We start from the raw sequence: 26,010 nt of genomic DNA on the forward strand, positions 1-26,010 counted from the left end.
TCTCGGAGAACGTGGGCAAGCTCCGCTTGCACCGTTCGATTGAGAAAGGGGTTTCCGCCCCTTTCTCAACAACCTGTTAGTGGCGCACCTGGGATGCGCTGCTGACAAATCGCGCGGATTTGCAGGAGGCGCGCATAGCACGGGCCAGGAGGCGCACTACGTCGCCGCGGCCAGGATCTCCCCCAGCCCGTCCGGCGAACGCCAGTGCCAGCCGCAAATATAGCGCGGAATGTTCCAGCGGTAGCTCTGTGGCGTTGCCGGTGCCGCGCCGTCGCCGAAAGCGGCGTCGAGTCCCGCCGCGGTGCCGTGCCGTGGCAGCCAGTCGCGGCTCAGGAAATCGTTCACATGTCCAAATGGGTAGCAGAACAGGCGCGGCTGGTGCGGCGCGAGCTGCGTGGCGAGGAATTGCTGCGAACGCGCGATTTCGAATTCGGCCTGGGCCTCGCTCGCGACGGCGTGGAAATCGCCGCGGACCAGCCCATGCGGACCCGGGCTCGCGAGACACGGGTGGTTGTGGTCCCAGCTGTGGTTCTCGATCGCGAGGAGGCCGCTGTCCCGCGCGGCGCGCCACCAGCGCGACTGCATCCAGTCGCGTCCGACCAGACACTGCCGGTCCATGCGCTCGCGCGCGAACGGGTCGGCGATGACGAACGCGGTGAGGTGGAGATCGGGCTGGGCGCGCTCGCCGTGGCGTTCGCGGAATTGGCGCAGTGCGTTGTAGAAGCTCAGCTGTCGGCCGTGCTCGGGATGGTCGAGATCGTCGTAGTCGAAGTTGCTGCCATCGTCGCAGGTCAGCGCCACGCAGCGGCGCAGGTCGCGCTGAACGCGGCCGAGCAACTGGTCGACGACCCACTGTGCCGGCACGATGCGCAGGCCCAGCGCATGGATGAGTTCCAGATCGGCGGCAAAGGCGACGTGGTCGTTGCCGGCGTAGTCGTTACCGGCGATGTTGACGCCGTGGTAAGTCAGTATGGGAACCTGCATTGCGGTCCAGCGCGATCGAGCAGGGCGGCATCATACGCAGCGCGGCTTCCGACGGCACGGCGGCGAGCGCGACTGAGTGTCGCGATGGCGCCACGCTGGCTCCAATTTTTCCGGGACCGGCAGGGCCAATCCCGGCGCGGATGAAGTTTGACGGAGGCGCCGCTAGAATGCCGGGCTACCCTGCACGGCGGGGCCTCAGCCGGTTTTTATTCGGTTCGTCATTCCCTTCTTTTCCTGCGCAAAATCCGGAACTTCCATGGCCGCCAGCACGCTCAACCCCTACGATCTCTACGATGTCCGCTCGATGCTGTCCGAAGAGGAAGCCATGGTGCAGGACACCGTGGCCCGTTTCACCGATGAGCGCGTGCTGCCGATCATCGGCGACTGCTTCGACAAGGGCGTGTTCCCGACCGACCTGATTCCGGAAATGGCCGAGCTCGGTCTGCTCGGTTCGTCGCTGCCGACCGAATACGGTTGCGCCGGCATGAACGCGGTCAGCTACGGCCTGATCTGCCAGGAACTCGAGCGCGGAGATTCCGGCATCCGCAGCTTCGCCTCGGTGCAGTCCTCGCTGTGCATGTATCCGATCTATGCCTATGGCAGCGAAGATCAGCGCCAGCGCTGGCTGCCGCAGATGGCCGCAGGCAAGGTCATCGGCTGCTTCGGCCTGACCGAGCCGCACGGCGGCTCCGACCCGGCCAACATGAAGACCCATGCCAAGCGCGACGGCGGCGACTGGGTCATCAACGGCGCCAAGATGTGGATCACGAACGGCAACCTGGCGCACATCGCCGTGGTCTGGGCGCAGACCGACGAAGGCATCCAGGGCTTCATTGTGGAAAAAGGCACCCCGGGCTTCGTCGCGCAGGAAATCCACAAGAAGATGAGCCTGCGCGCCTCGGTCACCTCGGGCCTGTTCTTCGACAACGTGCGTGTGCCCGATTCCAGCCGCCTGCCGAACGTGAAGGGCCTCAAGGGTCCGCTGGGCTGCCTCACGCAGGCCCGCTACGGCATCACCTGGGGTCCGATCGGCGCGGCCATCGCCTGCCTGCATGAGGCGACCGAATATTCCAAGACGCGCATCCTGTTCAACAAGCCCATCGCCGCGACCCAGGCCGTGCAGCTCAAGCTCGCCGAGATGGCGCGCCGCATCACGCTCGCACAGCTGCTGTCGCTGCAGCTGGGCCGCCTCAAGGATGCCGGCAGGATGCAGCCGACGCAGGTGTCGCTGGCGAAGTGGAACAACGTGCGCATGGCGCTCGACATTGCCCGCGAAGCGCGCGACATCCTCGGCGGCGCCGGCATCACGACCGAGTACAGCCCGATCCGTCATGCGCTGAACCTCGAGTCGGTCATCACCTATGAAGGCACCGAGACCGTGCACCAACTCGTCGTCGGCCGCGAGCTGACCGGGATCAACGCGTTCTGATCAACGACTCCCGGAAGCGTCGTGCGTGCAACGCACGCGCGCGCTCTCCGGTGTGGTGCTGAAGGGGTATTCCTGATGTCGCGCTCTGTTGCCAGCCGCATGACCGCGGTCCTGCTGCTACTGTGGTTGGCTGCGCTCGCAACCCCCATCGCGGCAAAGCCCATTGCGTTGAGCCAACCGTTCGACCTCAGCGGCAAGCGCGTACTGGTCGTTTCGATGCTTGGAAACAGGGCGGTGGTGTATCTGCCGGCGCTAATTGGCCTCAAGCCGGAAATCGGCAGCATGCCCGATGCGGATATGGACTCGCTGGTCGCGGAAGAGGCGAGACGGAAGCTCGAGAGTTTTGGTGCGCAGGCGCAAATTGTGGAGGTCGCCTACGATTTCGCCGAACTCTATGACGAAGGCAAGATCGCGCGTGGCAAGATCACGTGGTTCAAATGGCGTGCGGCGCGCGCCCGGGCACACGCGCTGCTGGACCAGCATTCCGCCGACGCGTTGCTTTTCATCGGCCTCGGCGCGAAGTTCTCGTCCGAATACACACCACCGTTCATAGGCTACGGGGTGGCGCGGCAACGGGAAGACGTAGCCCGCATCACCATGTCCCAGTCATTGTTTCTGCCGGGCCGCGCCGAGCCGTTCGTTCACGCGACAGCGACCGGTGCGCGCCCGATTGCCCGTGTGGCGCGACAGATCGACCCCGCTTATCCGACCGACGCCGAGTGGGTGGCCGCGCGCCCCGCGCTTGACGATGCTGCCGGACGGGTGACTCGTTCGCTGGTTGCGGAAATCTATGACCGCGCATCGAGTCCGCGCGGCTTGTCCAAGGCTCCTTGGCGTTTGCGCTACCCCTACGAAGACGGTGTTTTTCGCTGATCGCGATTCACAGGTTGCGCCATTCCGATACTGCCGCGCGCAAGCGCATTCGACGGAGTTCTTGGCATGATGCTGGAAACCGAACGCCTGCTGCTGCGTCAGCCCCGCCTCGAAGATCTCGACGCCTGGGCCGCATTCGCCGCTGATCCCGAGTGCATGCGCTTCCTCGGCGGCGTGCAGGGCCGCTCCGCGGCCTGGCGCGCGATGATGTGCATGGCCGGGTCCTGGCAGTTGCAGGGCTTCGCGATGTTCTCGGTGATCGAGAGGGAAAGCGGTCGCTGGATGGGCCGCATCGGCCCGTGGATGCCGGCGGACTGGCCCGGCACGGAGGTCGGCTGGGGTCTTTCCTCGGCGGCGCAGGGCAAGGGCTATGCGGTCGAAGCCGCGACTGCGGCGATCGACTGGGCCTTCGACACGCTCGGCTGGAGCGAAGTCATTCACTGCATCGATCCGGAGAACGTGCCATCGCAACGCGTGGCCGAACGGCTCGGCGCGCGCGTGCTGCGCCGCGTGACGCTGCCCGCGCCCTACGACACGATGATCATCGATGCCTGGGGGCAGACGCGCGAGGAATGGCGTGCGCGCAGGCAGGCGCAGCGCTAGTTTTTCCAACTCCGGGAGCAAGGCGATGCTGACCGTGTACGGCATGAGATCGTCCGGCAATTGCTACAAAGTTGAATTGTTGCTCGAGCAACTGGGCCGGCCGTACCGCTGGATCGAAGTCGACAGCGCCGCGGGCCAGACGCGCACGCCGGAATACCTGGCGTTGAATCCAAACGGCAAGGTGCCGCTGCTGGAAGTCGAGCCGGGCCGCTGCCTGGCCGAGTCCAACGCGATCCTGTGCTATCTCGCCGAAGGATCGCCGCTGCTGCCGCAGGATTCCTGGCTGCGGGCGCAGGCGCTGCAATGGCTGTTCTTCGAGCAGTACAGTCACGAACCGTATATCGCCGTCGCGCGCTTCATCTGCCGCTGGCTGGGGCCGGACCATACGCGTCGCGCCGAGTTGCCGCGTCTGCACGAGCGCGGCGCGCAGGCCCTGGCGGTCATGGAGCAGCATCTCGCGCAGCAGCCGTTCTTCGCCGGCGATGCCTATAGCGTTGCCGACATCGCCCTGTTCGCCTATACGCATGCCGCCGCGGACGGCGGCTTCGATCTGAGCGTGTACCCGCAGGTCGAGCGCTGGCTCGATCGCGTGCGCGCTCAGCCGGAGTTTGTCGCGCAGCAGGCGTGAGGTTTCGTTGCGTCTGTCCGAAGCTCCGCGTGGGAGCGAGGCCAGGGTGAGCACGACGCAGCACGCGTCCGCCGTTCATTGCCGTCCCGCTGAACTCGGCGCTCGTCTTGCGTCGCTATACTCGGCAGCATGAGTTTTCAGCACTACTGGTACATCGTGGCCGAATCCCGCGAGCTGGGCCGCGATCAGGTAGTGGCGCGGCAGGTGCTGGACGAGCGTCTGGCCTGTTTCCGCGATGCCCAGGGCAAAGCTGTAGTGCTGCGCGACCGCTGTCTGCACCGCAATGCGCCGCTGAGCGGCGGACGCGCGCGGAACGGCGAGCTGGCATGTCCGTATCATGGCTGGACCTATGACGGCGAAGGCCGTGTCACGGCGATTCCCGCGCTGGGGCCTGCGCTGACGCAGCGGCACTGCCTGCCGCCGTTCGCGAGCCGGGAACAGGACGGCTTCGTCTATGTGCAGCTTGCGCGGGAAGCGCCCGCGCATGTCGAGCCGTTCTCCATGCCGCACTACGGCGAGTCTGGGTGGATGACGCTGCGGTTGCAGAACCGATTCCACGCAGCGCTTGCCGACTGTGTGGAAAACTTCATCGACATCCCGCACACGGCCTTCGTGCATCGCCGCATCTTCCGCCGTTCCACGGGCGAGAAGATTGCCGCACGCGTGGAACGCCGCGACGGCAAGGTGCATATCGTCTACGCCAATGAGCGCGACAATCTCGGCAGCTATCGCTGGTTCCTCAATCCGCGCGGGCTTGCGGTCAGCCATACCGACAGCTTCTATGCGCCCAATGTCACCTCGGTGGAATATTGCATCGGCAGCAAGGTGTTTCTGATCACCTCGCAGTCAGTGCCGGTCAGCGAATGCGAGACCCTGGTCTATACCGACCTGACCTACCGCTTCGGTCCGTTCAACCGCATCGCCGCGCCGTTCATCCGCCGCTATGGCCAGCGCATCATCGACCAGGATCTGGACATGCTCGCCGCGCAGGCCGACACGATGCGCCGCTACGGCCGCGAATTCCGCGACACGCCGGCCGACCATATCCATCGGCTCGTCGATTCGCTGCGCGGGGCGATCGCGCGTGGCGAGGATCCGCGCGCACTGCCGCCGCAGGTGCGCGAGATCGAGTTCTACGTATGACCTGGCGCGCGCGCCTGTTCGCGCTGTTTCCTGCGCTGTGGCTGGCGCTGCTGCTCGCGTGTGTCGTGTGGATCGTCGTTGCGCGCAATGCCTGGGCAGTCCCGACGTTGCTGTTCGTCGCCTACTTGCTGCCGCCGCTGAGCTTTCGCCTGCATCAGGCGTGGTGGCCGCTGCGCGAAGGACGTTCCTACCTCGACGCGCCGGGCTATGCGCCCTGGTGGGGCAGCCACCAGTGCCAGGTGATGTACAACGCGTTTCCCGCGCTGGAGAGCGCGCTGCGGCTGCTGCCGGGTTTCTACAGCGCCTGGCTGCGTCTCTGGGGCAGCCACATCGGCCGTGGTGTGCACTGGACGCCGCGCGTGGAGATCGCCGACCGCAGCCTGCTCTATGTGGGTGACGGCGTGGTGTTCGGTCACTTGACCGCCTGCTATGCGCACCTGATCAAACCGCATCGCGGCCGGCTGGTGCTGTATCTGCGCCGCATCCACATCGGCGACCGCGCGTTTCTGAGCGCTGGATCGCGCCTGGGGCCGGGCGTACGCATCGCACCCGGCACGGTGCTGCCATTGCTCAGCGACGTCGGCGTCGGCCGGCGTGTGGGCGAGGATTCGTGAGCCACTGGGGCAGGTTCGCCGCGCCGCTGCTGCGCGCCGCATCGGCAGCGCGGGCATGGCGTTTCCGTCGCGCGCTCGACGACGCGCAGCGTGCACAGGCGACGACGCTGCGACGCATCGTGCGCGCTGCTGCGGCCACCGCGCGTGGCCGCCGACTGGGCCTGGACGGCAGCGAGGACTACACCAGTTTCCGTATTAAAGTGCCTTTGTGCAGTTATTCCGACCTCGCCGACGACATAGCGCGGCAGCGGCGCGACGCGGTGAACCTGGTGACGCCGGGCCGCGTGCAGGTCTACGAACCAACCTCGGGCAGCGGCGGCGCGGCCAAGGCCATTCCCTACAATGCCGCGTTGCTGGGCAGTTTCCGCAGCCTGTTCGCGATCTGGGCGCACGACCTGCTCGTCCATCTGCTGCAGCCCCGCTCGGGCCGCGTCTTCGTCAGCGTGTCGCCGGCGTTCGGTGCAGACGGCGGTATCGCCGACGATCGCGATTACCTGGGCTCGCTGCAGCGGCTGCTGCTGCAGCGCTTCGTCGTGGCGCCGCCGCGCGGCTGCCCTGATCTCGCCTCGTTCCGGCGCGAGCTCGCCGTGGCCTTGCTGCGCAAGCCCGACCTAGAAGTGATATCGGTGTGGAATCCCGGCTATCTGCTCGTGCTCATGGACGCGATCGAGCAGCGCGAGCCGGCGCTGCTGCGGCGTTTGCCGGCGGGAGCGCGGCGCGTGCTCGAACACGAAGCCAATCCCTGGCCGCTGCTATGGCCGCAACTGCAGCTGGTGTCGTGTTGGACCGCGGCAGCCGCGGCGCTGCCGGCGAAGGAACTGGCGCGGCGCCTGCCGCAGACGCACATTCAAGGCAAGGGCCTGCTCGCGACCGAAGCGCCGATCACCGTCCCGCTGTTCGACGCGGGCGGCTGCGTGCCGCTGGTCGACGAGGTCGTGCTGGAATTCGATGCTGGCGACGGCCACTGCCGGCCATTGCATGAGGTGGAACAGGGTGGGGAGTACGCGCTGATCGTGACCCAGGCCGCCGGCCTGCTGCGCTATCGCCTGGGCGACCGCGTGCGGGTGAGCGGCCGTTATGGCGATGCGCCGCTGCTGGAATTCGTCGGCCGCAGCGATGCCGTGAGCGATCTCGTCGGCGAAAAACTCGACGAGGCCCTGGTCGTTACCGCGCTGGCCGAGGCGGCTGCCGATGCGGGCTATGCGGTGCTGTTGCCGTTGCAGCCCGATCGCGGCTTGCCGCGCTACCTGTGCCTGGCCGAACGCGTCGACGCATCGTTGGCGACGCGCCTGGATGCCGCGTTGCACCGCGGCCTGCGCTATGCCGAGGCGCGCGCGCTGGGGCAACTGGCGCCACTGCAGGCTGCCGCCGTACATGGCCTGCGCGAACGCGTGCTGGCGTTCTGGCTGGACGCGGGCCTGCGCTGGGGCGATATCAAGGACAGGGCGTTGGTCAGCAATCACGCGCACGCGCGCCGGCTGGTGGCCGCCTTGCACGGCGATCAGCGCAGCGAGCGGTAGATTTGCGCGGCCTCGTCGCTGCCGGCAGGCTCGAACGCACGCCGCTGGGCTAGCGCGTCGACGAGGTTTTCCATGCCGGGCTGTCCCATGAGCCGGCGCAGACGGGCGAGCTTGCCGGTGCTGCCGTGCGCCGCACCGAGCGCGTCGAACAGGCCGGGCAGCGCGTTCGCGTCGAGTCCACCGAGTGCCTGATCGAGCGCCGCGACTACGGCGTGCGGACCGCTGCGCATCATTTGCAGAAACGTATACGACGCGTCGAGCAGGAAAGCGCGTTCGGCCGTGCCGAGACGGCGGTAGTCGAACACGGCCAACCCGGCGGCATGGTGCAGCGCCTCGTCCTCGGCCATGCGGCGCAAGGTGTCGGCCAGTGCCGCATCGAGGCAGGCGCTGGCGAGACCGGCGTAGTGGACGATCCCGAAGCCCTCGAGCACGACCTGCATCAGGTAGGCAAGCGACTGCGGACCGGCCGTGCGTACGCAGTCGTCGACGAAATCGTTGAAAGGATCGGACGGCGTCAGCGGCGGCAGCCAGGGCTGCAGCCAGGCGTAGTGCGCTGCCTCGTCGGCGCCGATGTGGCTGTACAGCGCGCGTTGCGCCGCGTCGTCGCTGGCCAGCACCATGCGCGCACAGAATTCCATGCCGCCGCGTTCGATCAGCCAGGATTCGCGCAGCAGGCCCTGGGCGCAGCGATCCAGCACGGCGCGTTGCACGCTTTCATCGGCTCGCACATAGACCGGCACCGCGTCCAGACCGAACTGCGCGGCTGGCCAGGGCGGTGCAGTGCCGTCGGGCGTGCCGGGCAAAGCGCGCCGGCGCAGCATGCGGTTGGCCGCTGCGTGGATGCCGGTGTCGTAGTCGCTCATGACGCGACCGCGTCGTCGCCGGCGGCTGGCTGCAGCATGCGCTGCGTCTGCGCCTGCAGCAGCCGCTGCGCCCAGGCTTCGGGCAGCAGCCGCTTGATCCAGTGCAGCGCTTTGGCATCGCCGCCGATGCGTGTGCGCAGCGGCATGCGCGTGCTGGCGAGCAGGCGCACGACGGCGTCGACGACCGCGGATTCGCTCTTGCCCGGCTGCGCCAGGCGCCGCGCCAGCATCGCGCGGTAGCCGCGCAGCTGCTGTTCCTCGGCATCGTGCAAGGCATGCAGGCCTTCGCCCCAGCGCAGGTTGGCGCCAAAGCGCGTGCGATGGCCGCCAGGTTCGACCAGGGCGATCTGCACGCCCTGGGCCGGCAGCTCGTGCGCCAGCGATTCGGCCCAGCCTTCGAGCGCGAACTTGCTGGCGCAGTACAGCGCGTTGAAGGGCAACCCCGTTTCGCCGGCCATCGACGACAGCACCACGATACGGCCGCCGCGGCGTCGCAGCGCCGGCAGCAGCGCCTGCGTGAGCTGGGCCGGGCCCAGGAAATTCACCTGCATCTGTTCTTGCATCTGCGCCAGCGAAAAGCTTGAGAACGGACCGACCAAGCCGTAGCCGGCGTTGTCGATCAGAGCATCGAGGCTGTCGATGCGCGCGGCCAGCGCGGCGATCGAGGCGCTGTCGGCCAGATCGAGCAGCAGTACCTCCACGCCGGCCGGGAGGATCGGCGCCTGGCGCGCATCGCGCACCGTTGCCAGTACCTGCCAGCCGTCCGCGGCGAGGCGGTGCGCCAGCGCCAGGCCAATGCCGGACGAACAGCCGGTGATCAGTACGCGGCGCGTCATCGTTCGGCTCCGGCCACCGGATGCAGATGGCGCGTGGCCGCGGCGTCGGTGCTGTCCTCGTGCCAGTCGGCGCGCGGTTGCTGTTCGAAGTGGCGCATGAAGGCGAGCACGGCGCGATCGGCGGCGATCGGCGTGCGCAGGTCGAAGCGGATGGTCTGGAACACGCGGGTGTCTCCCCGGGCGAAATAGGCGCCGACGGCCGCCGTGACGGCGAGCACGGCGCGGTCGAACAGCCAGCCCAGTGGTCCGCGGCGGCGGCGCGTCAGCGCCACGGCCTGGCCCCAGGTCTCCCCGTCGTCGCCGCGGCGCAACGCAAACAGGATGTGGAAATGCAGGAAATCCGGCCCCAGCGTGACGAAGCCGGTGCTGCCGTACCAATAGCTCAGGCGGTAGGTAAGCGCCTCGCGGTACAGGCGGCCGGCGAGGCGCCACAGTGCATTCTTCGCAGGTACTTTTCCGACATTGTGGAATTCGATATTCGCCGTGCTGCGCGGCCGCGCCTGCATCTGCAGCACGTCGCCGGGCAGGCCGTGCACGCTGTGGAAATGCTGCTCGTCGATGGCGTTGATCAGCAGCACGTTGGGATGGCAGTTCTTGCGGAAGCGGCTGAAGCGCCAGCTGCGGCATTCCAGCCCGGCGAGTTCCGGCACTTCGGGCACCGCGTGTGCGGCTTTGGCACCCGTCCACAGCCACACCAGACCGTAGCGCTCGGCCGTGGGCCAGCGCTGCACCCGCGCTTTCGCCGGCGGCGTGCCGGGCTGGCAGGGAATTTCGTCGCAGCGACCGTCGGCGGCATAGCGCCAGTGATGGAAGAAGCAGCGGAGATGATTGCCTTCGACGCGGCCTTCGGCCAGGTGCGCGCCCATGTGCGCGCAGTAGGCGTCGAGCGCGACGATCTCGCCGTCCTCGCCGCGATAGACGGCAAGGTCGCGGCCGAGCAGGCGCACTGCCTCTACCGTGCTGCGGCGGATTTCATTCGAGGCGCATAGCCAGTACCAGCCTTCGGCCAGGTCGCGGCGGTGATTGAACAGCGCTTCGCTCATGCCTGCGCGATCCGCGCGGCGCCATCGATGGGACGTTCGCGCTGGGCGGCAACGAACACGCGCCGGGCCAGCGGACGCAGATTGTCGGCCGCTATGCGGCACAGGCATACCAGTTCCTCGCCCTGCGCATAGCCGGGATTGCGTTCGAGGAAATAGGCCACTTCGGGCAGGTGCGCGTGAATCGCGGGTACCGTGGCGAGGTCGGCGCGCAGGTGGCCGTGCGATTGCGCGAAACGTACCACCCCGCGCCGCGCGTCATAGGCATCGCCGTAGCGGTCGCGGGCGAGGAAGTCCATCAGTCGCTGCTGGTCCGGCGGCGTGACCCGTTCCGGCGACGGTGCGTAGTCGATGCTGAAGGCCGACAAGTAGCGGTAGGTGCGGTGGCCTTTGGAGATCAGCAGCCAGTACAGCGGTTCCTCCGATTGCGCCTGGGTCTGCGCGGCATAGCGGATGAAGCCGAACGCCAGCGCCTGCTGTCCCCAGTTGGCCTCATCGACGACCGTGTCGCCGGAGAACAGCACGCGCAGCGGCCGGCCGTCGAACTCGCGCCGGTAGCAGCCCACGGTGGAAAAGCCGCGTAGCGCACCGGTCGCATCGCGCACCTCGATCACCTCCTGCTTGTCGGCGAGATCGGCGTGGAAGCGGGCGCGGTCGGCGGCGTCGAAATGGCGCCGGTACAGCGCGAACATGGCGTCGCGCTGCGCAGCATCGACGTCCGCGCCGGCGACGACTCGGGCGTGGATGCGGGGGGCGGCTTCAGTCATGGCGGAACAGACGCGGTGTCAGCATCCAGGCGATCGCGCCGAGCAGGATACCGGCAAGCGTATCCCATGCGACGTGCTGCCGGGTCGTCAACGTCGCTGTGGCAATCAGGGCCGTCCACGACAGCGCTGTGGCGCGCCAGCCGCGTCGCCACAGCGCGATGCCGGCCAGCGCGGCCAGCGCCGCATGCAGCGAGGGGAAGCAGTTGCCGTCGACGTCGCTGGCGAACAGCAGTTGCCAGGCGTAGCCGGTCATGCCGCCCTGGGGCAGCGGCGGACGCTGCAGTTGCGTCGGAAACAGCAGGAATACGGCGGCGGCGGTCAGCGTGGCCAGAAGGGCCGCGTAGTAGACACGGCTGCGGTCGGCGTCGTCGCGGGCCTTGACGACGGCCAGCGGCAGCAGCACGAACTGCGACAGGTATGGCCAGATCGTCCACGGCAGCAGCGGAATGGCCGCGTCGAAGGCGCCGCGCTGCAGCGTCAGCGGCGTGCCCAGGCGCAGCGCATGGCTACTGAGATAGAGCAGGCAGAACAGCCCGTAGCCCAGCAGCAGGGCACGGCCCACGTAGCGCGCGCGGATCGGCGGCAGTCGCAGCGGTCGCCATCGTGTCGGCGGCGATTGCGTCGGTGGCATTCCCGTCACGCGCGTGCCGCCTGGTACTGCGCGTAGGCGTCGCGCACGCGCCGCACCTCGCTGCCGTAGCGGCCGCGCAGCACGCTCACGAACAGGCGATTGAGGCAGCGCGAGGCGCGCCAGGAAAACACCAGATCACGCATATCCACATGCGAGCGTTCGTACAGCAGATGGCCCAGCAGGCCGGTCAGCTGCGACAGCGGTATGCCCAGCAGGAACCATGCATTCCACGTCAGCAGCGCCGCCACGGTGGAACCGTGCATCAGCACCACGCCCAGGCAGTGCAGGGCGATATTGGCGCGGTTCTGGTGCTTGTAGACGAAGATGTCCCAGTAGTCGAGGAACGGATTGTCGAGGGTGTCGTCGTCGAGGCGGTTGCGCTGGCGCTCCAGCACGGCGGCGCGATCGGCGGCGACGTGCTGCGGCGTGAGCACCTCGCCCAGCCCCTGCCGGCCCAGTATGGGCAACGGCTCGCCGTCGCGTACCACTTCCTGCCCGGCAATGTAGACCGCCGCGACCGCGTTCGCATCGTCGCGGCGCACCAGCCGCGACGCGCCGCTCAAGTGCGCATCGTCGATCTCTGCCACGCGGCTGGCGTGAAGCAACGCATCGGGTTTCAACAGCAGCAGGTCGGCACGGGCGCTGCGGCGCAGCCGGCCCGCATCGAGGTTGAACCAGCGCGCGGCTTCGCCGGTGACGCGGGCGATGGCCTTCTCCGGCGGCATGAAGCCGCTGCGCAGCGCATCGCGCAACAGGTTCAGCGCGCTGTCGAAGTAGGCGAGGTGGCGCGAATGCGCGCCGGCGTCGGAGAAGCCCGGCAGGATGTGCGGATGCGCCAGCAGCTTGCGCAGGATTTCAGGACGCTCATTGGCGCTGCAGGCACGCCAGCGCAGCGCGGTGTCGTGCTCGCGCAGCAGCGCGATCAGGCAATCGGTGCTGTCCTCGCCGCGCTGGTGTGCGATGGCGGCGATGCTTTGGCCGATGTGCGCCGCATCCGGCGAATCCAGTACCGTCATGCGCGCCGGATCGCGATGAAACGTGCGCAGGCCGCCACTTAGCCAGTCGGCGCGGAAGCGGCGGCGAAAATTCGCCTCGTCCCAGAGCCCGCGGCGCGCGCGCGCGTCGGGCGCGCTGTTGAGTTCCACGCCGCTGGCAAACTCCTCGAAAAACGGCGTCAGCGGGCCGTCGGCGTCGATGATGAAAGCCTCGCCGAGGGTCTGGAAGCGCAGGTTGCCGCCGAGCAGGCGGTTGAGCACGAATGTCGCCAGCGGAAACGTCCGCCACAGGGCAGGGTGGTCGCTCATGTCCATGGCCGAGAGCACGGTCAGGCGCAGCGCCGGCCGGAACAGTCCTGTGCCCAGGCCCAGCAGGAACAGGAACGAGCCGGGCCGCTGCGGATTCGGCGTGGCCTGGAACACGGCGTCGCGCTCGCGACAGAGTTCGGCCAGCAGGCGGTATTCGCGACGATCGGCGTAATGCGACGGCACCGAGCGTCCCGCAAACGCGCCGCTGACCTTGTGCCAGTGCACCATGTCGACCGAGATGCCGATGCAGCCCGCATCGAGCGCCGCCGCGGCAAGCTCGCGCATCGTCGCGAGTTCGGCATCGCTCGCGGGCTCGCTCAGCGCGCGTTCCAATCCCATCACGGCCACGCGCAGGGCGCTGTGACCCACCAGCGGTGCCACGTTGGGACCCAGATTCAAACCGCGCAGATGGGCGAGGTAGTCCGCCGGCGTCTGCCACGACACGGCCTGCGCGAGCCAACGCCGCACCAGCACCGGCGGCAGGCTTTCCACACGCAGGAACACGTCGGCGAGGTCTTCGGCACGGCCCGCCGTGAGCGACAGGCTGCAATTGCCCATGACGACGCTGGTGACGCCGTGGCGCACCGATTCGGCGAGGCCCGGTGCGATCTCGACCTCGACGTCGTAATGTGTGTGGATGTCGACGAAACCGGGCAGCAGCCACAGCCCCGACACGTCGCGGATTTCGCGCGCGGGCCCTTCCAGCGACGGCCCGATGGCCGCGATGCGGCCATCACTGACGGCTACGTCGCAGCGACGACCGGGAGCGCCGCTCCCGTCGTATACCGTGCCGCCGCGCAGCAGCAGATCGTACATTGGCGACGCAGAGCCGGGCTCAGCGGCGCCTGCGCAGCAACCCCATCAGCAGCAGCCCCAGCACCAGGCCCGCCGCGCCGGCCAGCGCCGCCGTCCACTTCACTGCGGCGGTGGCGGCGTCGAGCATGGGGTTGTCGAAGGGATTGGTGGAGAAGTGCACGTTTACCAGCTTCCAGGCATCGCCTTCCTTGACCACGGCGGCGCTCCAGCGCGTCTTCATGCTGCGCTTCTCGCCTTCCTTGAACACGGCGTTCTTGCGGAAGGTGAAGGTGTCCTCGGAGGTGCCGTAGACCACGCCGACGCTGTCACCGAGGAACAGCGTCAGCTCGTCGGCGACGGGTCGGGTCTCCACCGCGATCAGCGCGGCGTCGGGTCCGTCGAACAGGCCGTTCCAGTAGTTGCGGAACGCATCGACGCCGACGAGCTTGGTGTTGTCCACCGCGATCACGGTGAAGCCTGCTTGCAGTTGCGGCGCAAGCAGGTCGAACTTGCGCGTGTTCACCGCCTCGGTGGCGGTGCGCATAAGCGCGCGCAGGGCCTCGTGGTCGCCATCGCGCGGACCGGGGGTGGTCTGCGCTACCGCCAGTCCGCTGCCGAACACGCATACCGCGAGCCACAACCATGTCGCAATCCGTTTCATGCCAGGCGCCTCCCGCTACACGTGGCGCGAGCATACCCGCGGCCCTGATGTTTCTCCATCGGCGCGGTTTGCGCCGCCGCGCGGGCCGTCGCTATGCTGCGTCGGCCCGCTTGGCCGCGATAGAACGAGGCTTCCGATTCCATGCAGCACGGCTGGTACCTGCCGCTGATCGCCTTCGTGCTGTTGCTGGCACTGGAGCGCGGCCGTCCCCGCGGCGCGGCGCGCTACTCGCGCGTCGACTGGCTGCTCAACCTGGCGGGTCTCGCGGTACAGGGCGTGCTGGTGCCACTGGCGGGCTATGCCATCGCCACCGGCCTGCTGGTGCCCCGGCTGCCGCAGGTGGCCGGCGTACTGCCGCTCGGCTGGTTCGGCGCCTTCCTGCTCAATGTCATCGTGGTCGACTTCTGCTACTACTGGCAGCACCGCCTGTTCCATCGCGTGCCCGTGCTGTGGGCATTGCACCGCTGCCATCACGCCTCGCCCACGCTGGACGTCTGGGCCACGTCGCGCAATTCGCTGGCGGTGAACTTCCTGTTCGTCTATCTGCTGCTCAATCCGTTGCTGGGCTTTCTGTGCGACTCGCCCGACGGCTTCTTCGTCGGCGCGGGACTGACCGCGGCACTGGACCTTTGGCGGCATTCGCGCGTGGCCGCGCCGGCGGGGTTGGGCGCGGTGCTGGTCACGCCCTGGCAGCATCATCTGCATCATAGTCCGGAAGGCACCGGCGCCAACTACGGCGCCAACTTCATCGTCTGGGACCGCTGGTTCGGTACCGCACGCGAGGCGCAGGGCTTTCCCGCACGCTACGGCGTGCGTGCCCCCGGCGCCTGGCGCCAATTCCTGTTTCCCTGGTGATTGCATGCATCGCGGCCTCGTCCAGCATCAGACCCTGTCCCTGCTCGACGACGCGTCGACGGTGCGCAAGCTCGAATTCAATCTGCGCCGCAACACCGAACTCGACCACACCGACGCCATCGACGCCGCCGCGCGCGACTTCGTCTACGCCGATTGTCGAGACGTGTACTGGAACCCCGAAACCTATTCGCTGCTGTGGGGCACGCCCGTGTGGGACCAGGCCACGCCGGCCCAGCGCGTGGTCCTGAACCAGCTCTACTGGGTGGCCTATTACGCGCAGATCGTCTCGGCCGAGATCGCCACCATTTTTCTCAACCAGGTTTCCGCGGCCGGCCTCTACGCGCTGGAAGACTTCCGCCTCGTCTGCGACAACCTCGATCTGGAATCGCGCCAGGAACGCGCCCACATCAACGCCTTCAAGACCATCGGCGAGGCGGTGGAACACGAACTGTTCGGCGAGCGCCTGTTTACCTATCCCATGCGCAGCGTGTTCGACCACACCATGATCCATGCGGACGCGTCGGTCGCGCGCAATTTCTGGCGCCGGCTGCAGATCCGCGGCTTCCTTGTCATGGCCTCTGCCAATGCCTTTCTCGCCAGCCAGTACCTGCTGATCCGCGGCCTGCGCACGCTCAACGGCAAGCTGGTGCAGCACCAGCTTTCGCGTCACTACCTCGATCTGGACGAGACCGCGCGCGAGACCGCGCCGATTCCCTCGCGCATCAACTACTACCACTTCATGGACGAGTCGTTCCATTTCAACACCTCGCGCGTGGTGGGGCTGGAAGTGCCGCGTTCCATCGCGCCGCCGAGCCGCCCGGAGCGCTGGGTCGTCGATCGCGCCGTGCGTGGCTGTCAGGACGACCATGCCAATGCCTCGGTCGTCGTCAACGGCATCTTCTGGTACGACCCCGCGACCTTCCGGACCGTGTACAAGCTGTTCCGCTCGACCATCTTCGGCATGGACCACGGTGAAGCGCTGGCCATGCTCGATGCCTGCTTCGGGAGCGAATCCGAAGGCCTGCACGCGGCGCTGCGCACGCACGCGACCGCGGCCGACTCCTACGCCGCCTTCGTCGAACCGGTGGCCTGGCTCGCGGCCGACAATCGCGACATGCGTCACATGAAGCGCAACGACGCGGCGCGCTACCTGCGCAACAACCGTGCCGCGCTGCAGCGCTTTCGCCGCTCATGAGTACCGTGCGCATCGAGTTTCCGGGCACGTGTTTCGCGGCGCAGGAGCTTCCCGAGCGGGCCTGCCTGCCGCTTTTCCTCACGGTGCAGAATTCCCCGCTGCTGTTCGGCTGCCGCAGCGGCCTGTGCGGCACCTGCCTGATTGAAGTCGACGCCGATACCGGCGCCGCCGAACCGCCCGATGCGGATGAACGCGAAGCGCTGGAGCTGTATGCGCCGGAAAATCCGCGGGCGCGTCTGGCTTGCCAGCTCGTGCCGCTCGGGGCGATGCGGATCCGCAAGCTCGCCAGCGCGTAGCGGACGCCATCCGCCAGCCGTATGCCTGCAGGACTCGCCCGTGTCTCGCGTCGCGCGCGCTGCCGGGCGCGGCGACGGGACTTTGCACCGGCCCCGGCTGCGGTATGTCGGCTCTGGATCGATGCGGCTCGCGCCTGCCGTGCGCAGGCTGGGCACGTGAATCTGGTACATCCGTTCGGCCGGACTGCGGTCGAAGCCATGAGCGCAGAGAATGCTAGGAACCTGCTGCCTTCGCATCCCACTCGCGCGCTTCCGCTTCGAGCTTCTGTGCACGCTTGAGTTCGGCGAGCTTGCGCGCGACGTCGCGCGTGTCCTCAGCGGTGGCACCCATCTCCGTTGAACGCAGATCCCATGCAAGCCGCAGTTCCGTTTCGGCAGGTGTCAGCTGGCGGTTGGCGAACAGCGCCTTGCCCAGAGTGAAGTGGAATTCGCCGAGGACGATGCGGTTGCTCGCATGCGGTTCTCGCGAGCGGTTCACGGCTTCCTGCGCCATCGCCACCGCGTCCTTCGTCTCGCCCGCGTCGATCAGATAGTTGGCGAGGTTGTTCTGCGCGATCAGCGTGCGCAGGTTGTCGGAACCGAACTTCGCCTTCATGCCGTCGTAGGCGCGGCGATAGTAGGGGCCGGACTCGGCCACCTTGCCCTGCTGGCGCAACGCGCCCGACATGTTCAGCACCAGTGCCAGGGTCTGCACGTGGTCGCGACCGTAGAGGCGTTCGTAGATCGGCAGCATGCGGCGGAATTCGCGCTCGCCGTCGGCATGGCGGCGCTGCTGCATCGCGAGCACGCCGAGGCTGTTGCTGACGCCGAGCGTGCGCGGATCTTCCTCGCCGAACAATTTCGTGTAGCCGGCCAGCACGCGGTCGTAGAGTGGGCGAGCCGCGTCGTACTGGCCCGAGTCGGCCAGCACGATGCCGAGGCGACCGAGGGCATCGAGCGCTTTGGCGTCGTCCGGACCGGTCGCGGCTAGGCCTTCGCTGGCGGTGCGCAGCAGCGCCTCGGCCGGCTTCATGTTGCCGGCCAGGTATTCGAACCAGCCAGTGGCGAGGTCCTGCAGCAGCGTTTCGCGCGCGTTCGCGCCGAGCACGCGTTCGGCGCGCTCGCGCAGTCCGCGCGCACGCGGCAAGGCTTCGTTTTCGCGGCCGTGCTCGCTGATGCTCCAGAGCAGGAAACGTTCCGTTTCGAACGTGACGGCTGCATCGGGGCCTAGGCGCGCGCGTTGACGCTCGAGTGCGCGGCCCAGGAATTCCTCGGCCTTGTCGAGCACCGCGATGGAACGGTATGCGCGGCCGATCGTCACTTCGATGTCGGCGAGCTGTTCGGCGTCGCCGGAGAGATCGCGCTGTGCGCGCGCCGCGGCCTGGTCGAGTATCTGGCGCAGCAGCTTCGTGTCGAGGCCGCGTGCCTGCTCGGGCTCGATGCCGGCCAGCACAGCGCCGAGGAAGTCGGCCATGCTGCGGCTGCGCGCGGCCTCGCGGGTGGCGCGCTGGGCGGCCTGTTCGGCGCGCTCGCCTTCTGTCCGGGCCTGCAGCAGCGCGAAGATCGCGGCGCCGAGCCCGACGATCAGCGCTGCGACGACGGCCGCGCCCGCCAGCAGCGGCAGGCGGTGGCGGCGTACGAACTTGCCGATGACGTAGGTGCGCGTCGCCGGTACCGCGGCCAGCGGCAGGTCGGCACGGAAATGAGCCAGGTCCTCCGCCAGTGCCTGGGCCGAGCCGTAGCGCGCGTCACGCTGCACATCGGTCGCGCGCGCGATCACATGGCGCAGCTCGCGCGGGATCGAGCGCAGCGCCGGCAGCGAAAGCCATTCGGTTGCATCCTGATGCGTCGTCGGATCCGGCGCACGGTCTGTGCGCAGTACCCGCGACAACTTGCTCGCGCCGATGCCGCGCTCGCGCAGCGCGTCCAGCGTGCCGGCCGGCGCAAGCATTTCGAGCAGCATCACGCCGAGCGAATACACATCGCTGCGCACATCGACGTCACTGTCGGTCAGGCCGGCCTGCTCGGGACTCATGTACAGCGACGTGCCGGCGTAGTCACCGGAACGACGGCCGCCCTGTCCGATGCCGACGGCGACGCCGAAGTCGATGATCTTGGGTACCGCGTGGCCGTCGATCAGCGGCACCAGTACGTTGCCGGGCTTGAGATCGCGATGCACCACACCGCGCTGGTGCGCATGATGCGCGCCGAGTGCCACCTGGCGCAGCAATTCCAGGCGCGCCAGCAGACCCGGATTGGCCTGGGCGAGGTACTGGTCCAGGGGCGGCCCGTCGATCCACTCCATCGCGAAGAATGGCTGGCCTTCGGGGGTGGTGCCGGCTTCCAGCACCTTGGCGATGCCCGGGTGATCCATGCGCGCCAGCGCCTGGCGCTCGACCTCGAAATACGCTTCGGCAAGGCTGTCGGCGAAGGCCGGCCGGATCAGCTTGAGCGCGACCTGACGGCGCACCGGCTCGACCTGGTCGGCCAGATAGACCACGCCCATGCCGCCGCGGCCGAGCAGGCGCTGGATCACGTAGCGGCCGACGCGCTGGCCGCTCACGAACTCGGCGCCGTCTGCGCCGCCAGGCGTGGGCGGCGCTGTGCTGCGCCAGGTTGGATCGATCGGTGTACTCATCGCGACTCGCCCCCCGCAGGCGAGTCCACTCGCCATCGTGGCGCGTATGGTGCAGCGAAACGCCGCCGCGGCGAAGCCGTTTCTGTGGTCGTTGCGCGCCGCTGGCCGAAGGCCCAAGAACCACTGCGCGGCAAACCCGCGGAGCCAATGGCCTACGGCCGCGTGGATGCGTCCCTGTTCCGCGCTCGCGTCGAGTTTCCTTGCCTAAGACCTGCGGCTATTCTTGCGCCTCTTTCGGAACGTCCTGACCCATCCTGTGTTGCTGCTGCTCGGTCCGATTCGGGTGCGCCACACTGAGCGATACGGTTCTGACGCTTCAGAACTCGTCTCCATCACCGTCCCGCCTGCGCGTTTCGCATACGGGACTTTTACCGACCAGGTTGCCCATGTCCGCCGTTGCGCCCATACCCGCCCGCCACAAGAGCCTCAATCGCGCCGAAGTCTGCGATCAGAATTTCATCGAATTCGTGCGCGACTGGAACGGCCAGGTACGCAAGCGCCCGGCCGCCGACGAAGCGGTATTGCCGGGCAGCCTGTGCACGACGAACGACTTCATCGCGCTATTCGAATCGCAGCTGGTCAGCCGGCATCTCGACCTGATGGCGCGCGTGCTGCGCGTCAAGCAGAAGGTCTTCTACACGATCGGTTCGTCCGGCCACGAAGGCAATGCGATGGTCGCGCGTCTGACGCGGCATACCGATCCGGCCTTCCTGCACTACCGTTCAGGCGGCTTCATGGCCGAACGCTTCCGCAAGATCCCCGGCATGGATCCGATCATGGATTCGGCGCTTTCCTTCGCCGCGAGCAAGGACGATCCGGCCTCGGGCGGCCGTCACAAGGTCTGGGGTTCCAAGCCGCTCTGGGTATTGCCGCAGACCTCGACCATCGCCTCGCACCTGCCCAAGGCGCTCGGCACGGCGGTCGCGATCGAACAGGCGCGGCGCATCGGCCACACGCTGCCGATTCCCGAAGACTCGATCGCGATCTGCTCCTTCGGCGATGCCTCGGCCAATCACGCGACCGCGCAGACCGCGTTCAACACCGCGCAGTGGACCGCCTACCAGAAGCTGCCCGCGCCGGTGCTCTACGTCTGCGAGGACAACGGCATCGGGATCTCGGTGAAGACCCCGACCGACTGGATTTCCGCGAGCTTCAGCGGCCGCCGCGATCTCGACTATTTCTACGCCAACGGCCTGGATATCGCCGAGGGCTATGAACAGGTCGCACGCGCGGTCTATCACTGCCGCACGACGCGGCGGCCGACCTTCCTGCATCTGCGCACCACGCGCATCATGGGTCACGCCGGCACCGACTTCGAGATCGAGTGGCGCAGCGTCGAGGAACTCATGGCGGTCGAAGCGACCGATCCGCTGCTGCGTTCGGCCGCGATCGCGCTCGAGGCCGGCCTGTATTCGAAAGAAACCCTGCTCGCGCGCTATGAAGCGGTGCGGCAGAAATGTTTCGTGGCAGCCGACGAGGCGGACCGGCGGCCCAAGCTGACCGATCTTGCCGAAGTGCTCGCGCCGCTGGCGCCGTACCATCCCAACCAGGTCAACGTCGAAGCCAAGCGCGCCGACTACGCCGAAAAGCGTCTGGCCGTGTTCGGCGGCGAGGACAAGCTGCCCGAGAAGCAGGCGCCGCGCCATCTCGCGATCCAGATCAACAACGCGCTGCACGACCTGTTCTGCAAATACCCTGAAACCCTGCTGTTCGGCGAGGACGTCGCGCAGAAGGGCGGCGTCTACACCGTGACCAAGGGCCTGCACAAGGCGTTCAAGGGCAGCCGCGTGTTCAACACGCTGCTCGACGAAACCATGATCCTGGGCCTGGCCCAGGGTTTCGCCAACATGGGCATGCTGCCGCTGCCGGAAATCCAGTACCTGGCCTATTTCCATAATGCCTGCGACCAGATCCGCGGCGAGGCCTGCTCGCTGCAGTTCTTTTCCAACGGCCAGTTCCGCAACCCGATGGTCATGCGCATCGCCTCGCTGGGTTACCAGAAGGGATTCGGCGGCCATTTCCACAACGATACATCGATCACCGCGCTGCGCGACATTCCCGGCCTCGTCGTCGGCTGCCCGAGCCGCGGCGACGACGCGGCGATGATGCTGCGCACGCTGACTGCGCTGGCCAAGGTCGACGGTCGCGTCTGCGCATTCCTCGAGCCGATCGCGCTGTACATGACCAAGGACCTCTACGAACCCGGTGACGGCCAGTGGCTGACCGCCTATCCCTCGCCGGATCAGCACATCCCGCTGGGCGAGGAACGCGTGTATTCACCGGCGGCGAAAGACCTCGTGATCTTCTGCTACGGCAACACCGTGCCCATGGGCCTGCGCGCGGCGAAGACGCTGGAAGCCAGCCACGGCTGGAAGACCCGCGTCGTCGACCTGCGCTGGCTGCAGCCGCTGAACGAGGCCGCGATCGCCCGCCACGCCGGCGACTGCGCCCGCATCCTCGTCGCCGACGAAGGCCGCCGCAGCGCCGGTGTCGGCGAAGGCATCATCACCGCGATCGTCGAGTCGGGGCATGGCGGCAAGCCGCTCAAGCGCGTGGTGGGCGTGGATACCTATACGCCGCTCGCTGGCGCGGCGTTGCTGGTGCTGCCTTCGGATGAGGAGCTGGTGGCTGCGGCGGGGAGTTTGGGGTGAGGCTAGAAACGGGGGCAGGTCAATTTGGTTTTCAGGAAGTTAGCCTGACCCTGTTCTTGGCCACTGCCGCTAGCTAGCGCCGTGATTCGCCATAGTCGGGGTCGCGGAGATGCCCACGAACGACAAGGACGCGAATGTGCCCACCGGTCTCGCGGTAGATCACGGAGTACGGGAAGTCATGCAGTCGGTATATCCGACGAAGATCTTCCGCTGGCGTGCCAATCCCCGGGAACTCGATAAGTAGCTTGGCAACGCGCTCGAACTCGTCCAGGAAGCGGTTTGCGAGCTTAGCGCCGCCCTCGTGGCGATAAAACTTAGCCGCCTCCAGTAGATCAAGTTCCGCCGCTCGATGGAGGCTGTAGGTCATCCGAGGCTGGCGCGAATGCGTGCAACCGCCTCGGAGCCCGGTACGAGTACGGACGGATCGGCGTCAGCCTCGGCGTCACGCTTCGCAGCCAGTTGATTCCAGCGAGCATCTCGCTCCCGATCGGCATCGAGGCTGCTGATGACCTGGTCCAAGAGGCGCGCCCGGTCCGACGCAGGTAGCTGCAGCACCTGCTGAGCAAGAACTTCGACGGGTAAAGGCATGGGAGTCTCCGGGGAACGCAAGGCCATAGCTTGCCACAACCTGGGTGCTGACCTGGCCGAAGTGGTGGTCGGCGATGCCTGACGTTTGAGCTGAGGGGCAGAACCGGGATGGCGCTCGGCCGGCGAGACAGATCATGGGAGCGAGCGTCCGCTCTACGCTTGCGCTGGCGAATGAATACCGACCGGTCGCCAGCGCGACATTGCGATGTTCGAAACGCCGGAGCGGCACGATGCCGCCCCGGCAATGCGAGAACTTACGGCCCGTTGTTCGAACGGGCTTCCATCAGCCCGCGTATATCGCGCGAGAGGATGGCCACAGCTTCGAGGATGCCCCCGTGCGATCGCGGGCCGGGCGACTCCAACTCCGCTTCGGCGATGGTTTCGCTGAGTTCCTGGATCGCCGCAAGGCGAGTCATGATCTCCACCTCCAGCGCTTCGCGGTTCTCGCGCGAGTCGAGGATGTACGCGAACATCACCGGATGATCGCCTTCCGCGTCGAGGCGCATCGGATGGAACGAGCCGCTATAGGTCATGGCGCGCGCCTCCCGAAAAACGGAACAACGCCGCCTACGCGGACAAGGCAACAAGGACGCGGCTCAGTGCCGCCGACTGCAGACCGAATTTCCATGGACAACTCCCTTTGCGTGGAGTCGCCACCCGGAATGGTGAGAAAAGGGTGGCGAACGGTGTGCGGGTTAGCAGACCGGTCACAGGGGCCGGCGAGCCTTGCGGCTCCCCGCACACCGTCGCCAGAAATCGGCAGACCACGCCGCTGGAATTCCGGGCGTAAAAAAACGCCGGCTTTCGGTGCGGCGCTGTGTGCGCCTGTGAATGCGGGCTGCTAAACCCGGTTGCCGAATAGGCGGCAACGAGCGGAGTGTCGGCTTTGGAGCGGGTGGCGTCAAGGACGCGGATTTGTCTCGCTGCTCATTCGCCGGTCTTGTGGAGAAGCGCGTCAGTTATCACTCAGGCGGGTCGCGCGTTCCGTTAGCCCATCTGATGGCCGCGGAGACGTCGCACCGGAACGCACAGTTAGCCTTTGAACGCGTCACAGGCTTGAACCAACTGCCGCATGCCAAACCAAACAACCTTGCTGTCATAGTCGCGACCAGCAAAGTCGATGATATCGGGCCATGCATTGTGCGGGCGCTTTCTGTATGGGGTTTCAAAATCTTTCCGCCACCAACGGTTGTATACGGTAATTGGCCTGTCCGGCGGGTTTGCCTTCTTTTTGTCGTTGAGCGGAAGCTGAAGGAAATAGGCATGCGCCCACTCGGTTAAGTCAAGCATTCTGTCTGTTACCTTGATCTTCTTGCCTGGAGTCCTTGGTGATATCAATTCACCTAACCAGATCTCACGATCCCGCGTTATCAGGGGTAACTTGTGATGATATCCATTCATGCGTGACTTGAGGTCGGAAGCAAGACCCACATACTGAAGGTGGGAGGCGCGAGCATGCTTCGTCTTGCCAATGGCAATGTAGATGCCGTCTTCATAGTCGAACGATGCATGTTGCGCCTCTTCAAGCGTGTATGGGCCGAACCACTCGACTACGGCAACGATAGATTTCACATCCTCTCCTCCAAGCGATAACGCTGAGTCAAGCAGGGTCGCGGAGCGACTTCGGCATGAATTGTTAGAAAACGTGTCCGGAGGCCAGCACCTCAGCCGGGCCGTACAGAAAAACCAATCGTCCTAGCAATCTTAGTCATGCCGTTGTCGGTTTTTAAAAGCGGACACTATTGACGTGAGCGCCGACGAGATAGATGTGTTCGCCGGCCGTGGCGCAAGAAGAGCGGTCTCGGGTTAACTCGGGTTACGTGCTGTCAAGTAAGTTAACCTGACCCCGTACTTGGGGGCGCACAGGTTTGACTATCCCATGCTTTCCAGCATGAGCTGCGTGAGGTGCTTGTTCCTCAATTGCCGCGCCTTTGTGCCATTCACTGCCTCAGCAGCTGCAAGCTTGTAGTCGGCAGGTAAGCTCCCCTCGTAGGCGTCCAAAGCACGGCGCACGCGGGACGGGTCAATGCCATGCCCTTCCTTCTTTAGCGCCGCGACTGCGACGAGAAGAGAGAACACGTTCGCCTTGTTGAGCCAGTAACTTCTGCCCCTGTGTCCCATTTTGAGCACGAATTCGGCCGCTTGTTCCAAAGTCTGAACGACCTCGTCACGTTGCGGGAAGCCTAAGGCGTAGTCAGTAAGGAGTTCAATTGCCTTCTCGTTTCGATTCGAGAGTCCCCCGAGCACCGCCGCCATTATGTTGAGTGTGTGCATTAGGTTCGTCTTCCGTGCTATCTCTTGCGGGGTAAATATTCCCTTATCGTTAAGCAACTTGTGAAAATTTTTCACCTTTTGACGCGACGCCCATGCGAAAAACTCTTCCGGGATGTTTGGGTCTTCCCGGAAGTCATCCTCTCCAGACCGTTCTAGCGAGATCTGATCGGTAAGAAGCTTGGCGACTAGCATGAAATCGGAAGTCGAATACTCAGACGCCAGCTTCTCGATCGATGTCAGTGACGTCGAGGTACGATTGATGCGTTGGAATATCTCTTGAACCTTTGGGTCGTCGTTTTCGAGTTCCAGTTCGATAACCGCTATCTCGTACTTGAGAAACTCCGACTTCTCGGACTCGCTTAGAGTCGCGTAGGTCTTGCCGCCGACATCAAACTCTCCGTCAATAAACCTGCTGATGGCATTGCAGCGTTGTTGTCCGTCAACGATGCATGAGACAGTGGTCATGGTTTCCACGTTAACCTTTCCCTTGGAGATAAATATCTGAGGAAAAGGGTAACCCTTGAGGATCGTTTCAATGAAGCCTCGTTTGTGAACCTCACGCCAAACGAGATTGCGCTGAAAATAGGCGTCAGGGATTAGCCTACCCGCGCGAATGTCGTTAACCAGATTCAGCAGTGAGAGTGAACGTACCCGATATTCGATCATCAGAGAGTCCCAGCGGCAGCTCGCGCCTCAATGGCTGACCGTTGCTTGCTCTCGAAGCATGACTGCGAGAGATAGACGGCAGCAGAAATTGATCTAAACAGATCGGAATGCCTAGAAGATAGCTGAAGCTGCCCCGCTATTCCGGAGATCAAGAACGCGAGTGCGTTGGTGTCGTTA

25 protein-coding genes are annotated in these 26,010 nt (G+C 66.1%); 11 read left to right on the forward strand and 14 right to left on the reverse strand.

The features are described 5' to 3' along the window. Positions 1-156: 156 nt before the first annotated feature. A complete protein-coding gene (locus RUU78_RS24860; protein WP_313920522.1) occupies positions 157-984 on the reverse strand; it encodes a polysaccharide deacetylase family protein in 828 nt (275 codons plus the stop codon). A 256-nt stretch (positions 985-1,240) separates the two neighbouring features. On the opposite strand from RUU78_RS24860, the gene RUU78_RS24865 reads away from it, so the two are divergent. The 7 genes from RUU78_RS24865 (at position 1,241) to RUU78_RS24895 (ending at position 7,794) form a co-directional block, all read left to right on the forward strand. Beyond that, positions 1,241-2,413, forward strand: coding sequence for an acyl-CoA dehydrogenase family protein (locus RUU78_RS24865; protein ID WP_313920524.1), 1,173 nt, complete (start codon positions 1,241-1,243; stop codon positions 2,411-2,413). Positions 2,414-2,488: 75 nt separating this feature from the next. Then, entirely contained in the window at positions 2,489-3,286 is a 798-nt protein-coding gene (locus tag RUU78_RS24870) for a hypothetical protein (RefSeq protein WP_313920525.1), read from the forward strand. 66 nt (positions 3,287-3,352) lie between these two features. Next, entirely contained in the window at positions 3,353-3,889 is a 537-nt protein-coding gene (locus tag RUU78_RS24875) for a GNAT family N-acetyltransferase (protein WP_313920526.1), read from the forward strand. Positions 3,890-3,914: 25 nt separating this feature from the next. After that, a complete protein-coding gene (locus RUU78_RS24880) occupies positions 3,915-4,517 on the forward strand; it encodes a glutathione S-transferase family protein (RefSeq protein ID WP_313920528.1) in 603 nt (200 codons plus the stop codon). A 129-nt stretch (positions 4,518-4,646) separates the two neighbouring features. Next, on the forward strand, positions 4,647-5,660 hold the full coding sequence (locus RUU78_RS24885; protein WP_313920531.1) for an aromatic ring-hydroxylating dioxygenase subunit alpha: 1,014 nt from the start codon (positions 4,647-4,649) through the stop codon (positions 5,658-5,660). Continuing rightward, positions 5,657-6,274 (forward strand): hypothetical protein, encoded by a 618-nt coding sequence (locus tag RUU78_RS24890; RefSeq protein ID WP_313920532.1) that lies wholly within the window; start codon positions 5,657-5,659, stop codon positions 6,272-6,274. Before RUU78_RS24885 ends, RUU78_RS24890 begins: the two co-directional genes overlap by 4 nt. Next, the gene (locus RUU78_RS24895; RefSeq protein ID WP_313920534.1) at positions 6,271-7,794 is read left to right on the forward strand and encodes a GH3 auxin-responsive promoter family protein; all 1,524 of its coding nucleotides are present in this window, start codon (positions 6,271-6,273) and stop codon (positions 7,792-7,794) included. Before RUU78_RS24890 ends, RUU78_RS24895 begins: the two co-directional genes overlap by 4 nt. Here the strand turns inward: RUU78_RS24895 and RUU78_RS24900 are convergent. From RUU78_RS24900 to RUU78_RS24930, 7 genes are read right to left on the reverse strand one after another with little or no spacing between them, the layout of a single operon-like run. Next, on the reverse strand, positions 7,776-8,657 hold the full coding sequence (locus RUU78_RS24900) for a ferritin-like domain-containing protein (RefSeq protein ID WP_313920535.1): 882 nt from the start codon (positions 8,655-8,657) through the stop codon (positions 7,776-7,778). The two genes, RUU78_RS24895 and RUU78_RS24900, sit on opposite strands and share 19 nt — an antisense overlap. After that, on the reverse strand, positions 8,654-9,493 hold the full coding sequence (locus tag RUU78_RS24905; protein WP_313920536.1) for an SDR family oxidoreductase: 840 nt from the start codon (positions 9,491-9,493) through the stop codon (positions 8,654-8,656). Before RUU78_RS24905 ends, RUU78_RS24900 begins: the two co-directional genes overlap by 4 nt. Continuing rightward, positions 9,490-10,536, reverse strand: a complete 1,047-nt coding sequence (locus RUU78_RS24910; protein WP_313920538.1) for an aromatic ring-hydroxylating dioxygenase subunit alpha — start codon at positions 10,534-10,536, stop codon at positions 9,490-9,492. Before RUU78_RS24910 ends, RUU78_RS24905 begins: the two co-directional genes overlap by 4 nt. Next, complete coding sequence (locus RUU78_RS24915) at positions 10,533-11,300, reverse strand: hypothetical protein (protein ID WP_313920539.1); 768 nt, start codon at positions 11,298-11,300, stop codon at positions 10,533-10,535. The genes RUU78_RS24910 and RUU78_RS24915 overlap by 4 nt, the downstream gene beginning before the upstream one ends. Continuing rightward, positions 11,293-11,931 (reverse strand): phosphatase PAP2 family protein, encoded by a 639-nt coding sequence (locus RUU78_RS24920; RefSeq protein WP_313920541.1) that lies wholly within the window; start codon positions 11,929-11,931, stop codon positions 11,293-11,295. The genes RUU78_RS24915 and RUU78_RS24920 overlap by 8 nt, the downstream gene beginning before the upstream one ends. A gap of 5 nt (positions 11,932-11,936) precedes the next feature. Continuing rightward, on the reverse strand, positions 11,937-14,051 hold the full coding sequence (locus tag RUU78_RS24925) for an amidohydrolase family protein (RefSeq protein WP_313920543.1): 2,115 nt from the start codon (positions 14,049-14,051) through the stop codon (positions 11,937-11,939). A 19-nt stretch (positions 14,052-14,070) separates the two neighbouring features. Beyond that, the gene (locus RUU78_RS24930; RefSeq protein WP_313920544.1) at positions 14,071-14,652 is read right to left on the reverse strand and encodes a nuclear transport factor 2 family protein; all 582 of its coding nucleotides are present in this window, start codon (positions 14,650-14,652) and stop codon (positions 14,071-14,073) included. A 180-nt stretch (positions 14,653-14,832) separates the two neighbouring features. On the opposite strand from RUU78_RS24930, the gene RUU78_RS24935 reads away from it, so the two are divergent. The 3 genes from RUU78_RS24935 to RUU78_RS24945 are packed head-to-tail and all read left to right on the forward strand — an operon-like array spanning position 14,833 to position 17,037. After that, a complete protein-coding gene (locus RUU78_RS24935) occupies positions 14,833-15,546 on the forward strand; it encodes a sterol desaturase family protein (RefSeq protein WP_313920546.1) in 714 nt (237 codons plus the stop codon). A gap of 4 nt (positions 15,547-15,550) precedes the next feature. Continuing rightward, the gene (locus RUU78_RS24940; RefSeq protein WP_313920547.1) at positions 15,551-16,741 is read left to right on the forward strand and encodes a hypothetical protein; all 1,191 of its coding nucleotides are present in this window, start codon (positions 15,551-15,553) and stop codon (positions 16,739-16,741) included. Further along, positions 16,738-17,037 carry a 2Fe-2S iron-sulfur cluster-binding protein gene (locus RUU78_RS24945; RefSeq protein WP_313920549.1) on the forward strand — a complete coding sequence of 100 codons (300 nt, stop codon included), beginning with the start codon at positions 16,738-16,740 and terminating at the stop codon, positions 17,035-17,037. The genes RUU78_RS24940 and RUU78_RS24945 overlap by 4 nt, the downstream gene beginning before the upstream one ends. A gap of 214 nt (positions 17,038-17,251) precedes the next feature. Here RUU78_RS24945 and RUU78_RS24950 read toward each other — a convergent pair whose 3' ends face one another. Then, positions 17,252-19,654 (reverse strand): serine/threonine-protein kinase, encoded by a 2,403-nt coding sequence (locus tag RUU78_RS24950; RefSeq protein ID WP_313920551.1) that lies wholly within the window; start codon positions 19,652-19,654, stop codon positions 17,252-17,254. Positions 19,655-20,040: 386 nt separating this feature from the next. On the opposite strand from RUU78_RS24950, the gene RUU78_RS24955 reads away from it, so the two are divergent. Next, positions 20,041-22,305: a thiamine pyrophosphate-dependent enzyme gene (locus RUU78_RS24955; RefSeq protein WP_313920552.1), complete on the forward strand. Its 2,265-nt coding sequence runs from the start codon at positions 20,041-20,043 to the stop codon at positions 22,303-22,305. A 73-nt stretch (positions 22,306-22,378) separates the two neighbouring features. Here the strand turns inward: RUU78_RS24955 and RUU78_RS24960 are convergent, their stop codons facing one another. The 5 genes from RUU78_RS24960 to RUU78_RS24980 form a co-directional block, all read right to left on the reverse strand. Further along, positions 22,379-22,672: a type II toxin-antitoxin system RelE/ParE family toxin gene (locus RUU78_RS24960; RefSeq protein ID WP_313920554.1), complete on the reverse strand. Its 294-nt coding sequence runs from the start codon at positions 22,670-22,672 to the stop codon at positions 22,379-22,381. Then, complete coding sequence (locus RUU78_RS24965; protein WP_313920556.1) at positions 22,669-22,893, reverse strand: addiction module protein; 225 nt, start codon at positions 22,891-22,893, stop codon at positions 22,669-22,671. Before RUU78_RS24965 ends, RUU78_RS24960 begins: the two co-directional genes overlap by 4 nt. A gap of 254 nt (positions 22,894-23,147) precedes the next feature. After that, positions 23,148-23,426, reverse strand: coding sequence for a hypothetical protein (locus RUU78_RS24970; RefSeq protein ID WP_313920558.1), 279 nt, complete (start codon positions 23,424-23,426; stop codon positions 23,148-23,150). A 499-nt stretch (positions 23,427-23,925) separates the two neighbouring features. Then, entirely contained in the window at positions 23,926-24,465 is a 540-nt protein-coding gene (locus tag RUU78_RS24975; RefSeq protein WP_313920560.1) for a hypothetical protein, read from the reverse strand. A 300-nt stretch (positions 24,466-24,765) separates the two neighbouring features. Next, positions 24,766-25,833: a DUF262 domain-containing protein gene (locus RUU78_RS24980; protein ID WP_313920561.1), complete on the reverse strand. Its 1,068-nt coding sequence runs from the start codon at positions 25,831-25,833 to the stop codon at positions 24,766-24,768. Positions 25,834-26,010: the final 177 nt, after the last annotated feature.

Origin of the sequence: Tahibacter sp. (genome assembly GCF_032229445.1) — a bacterium.
Classification (GTDB): domain Bacteria; phylum Pseudomonadota; class Gammaproteobacteria; order Xanthomonadales; family Rhodanobacteraceae; genus Tahibacter.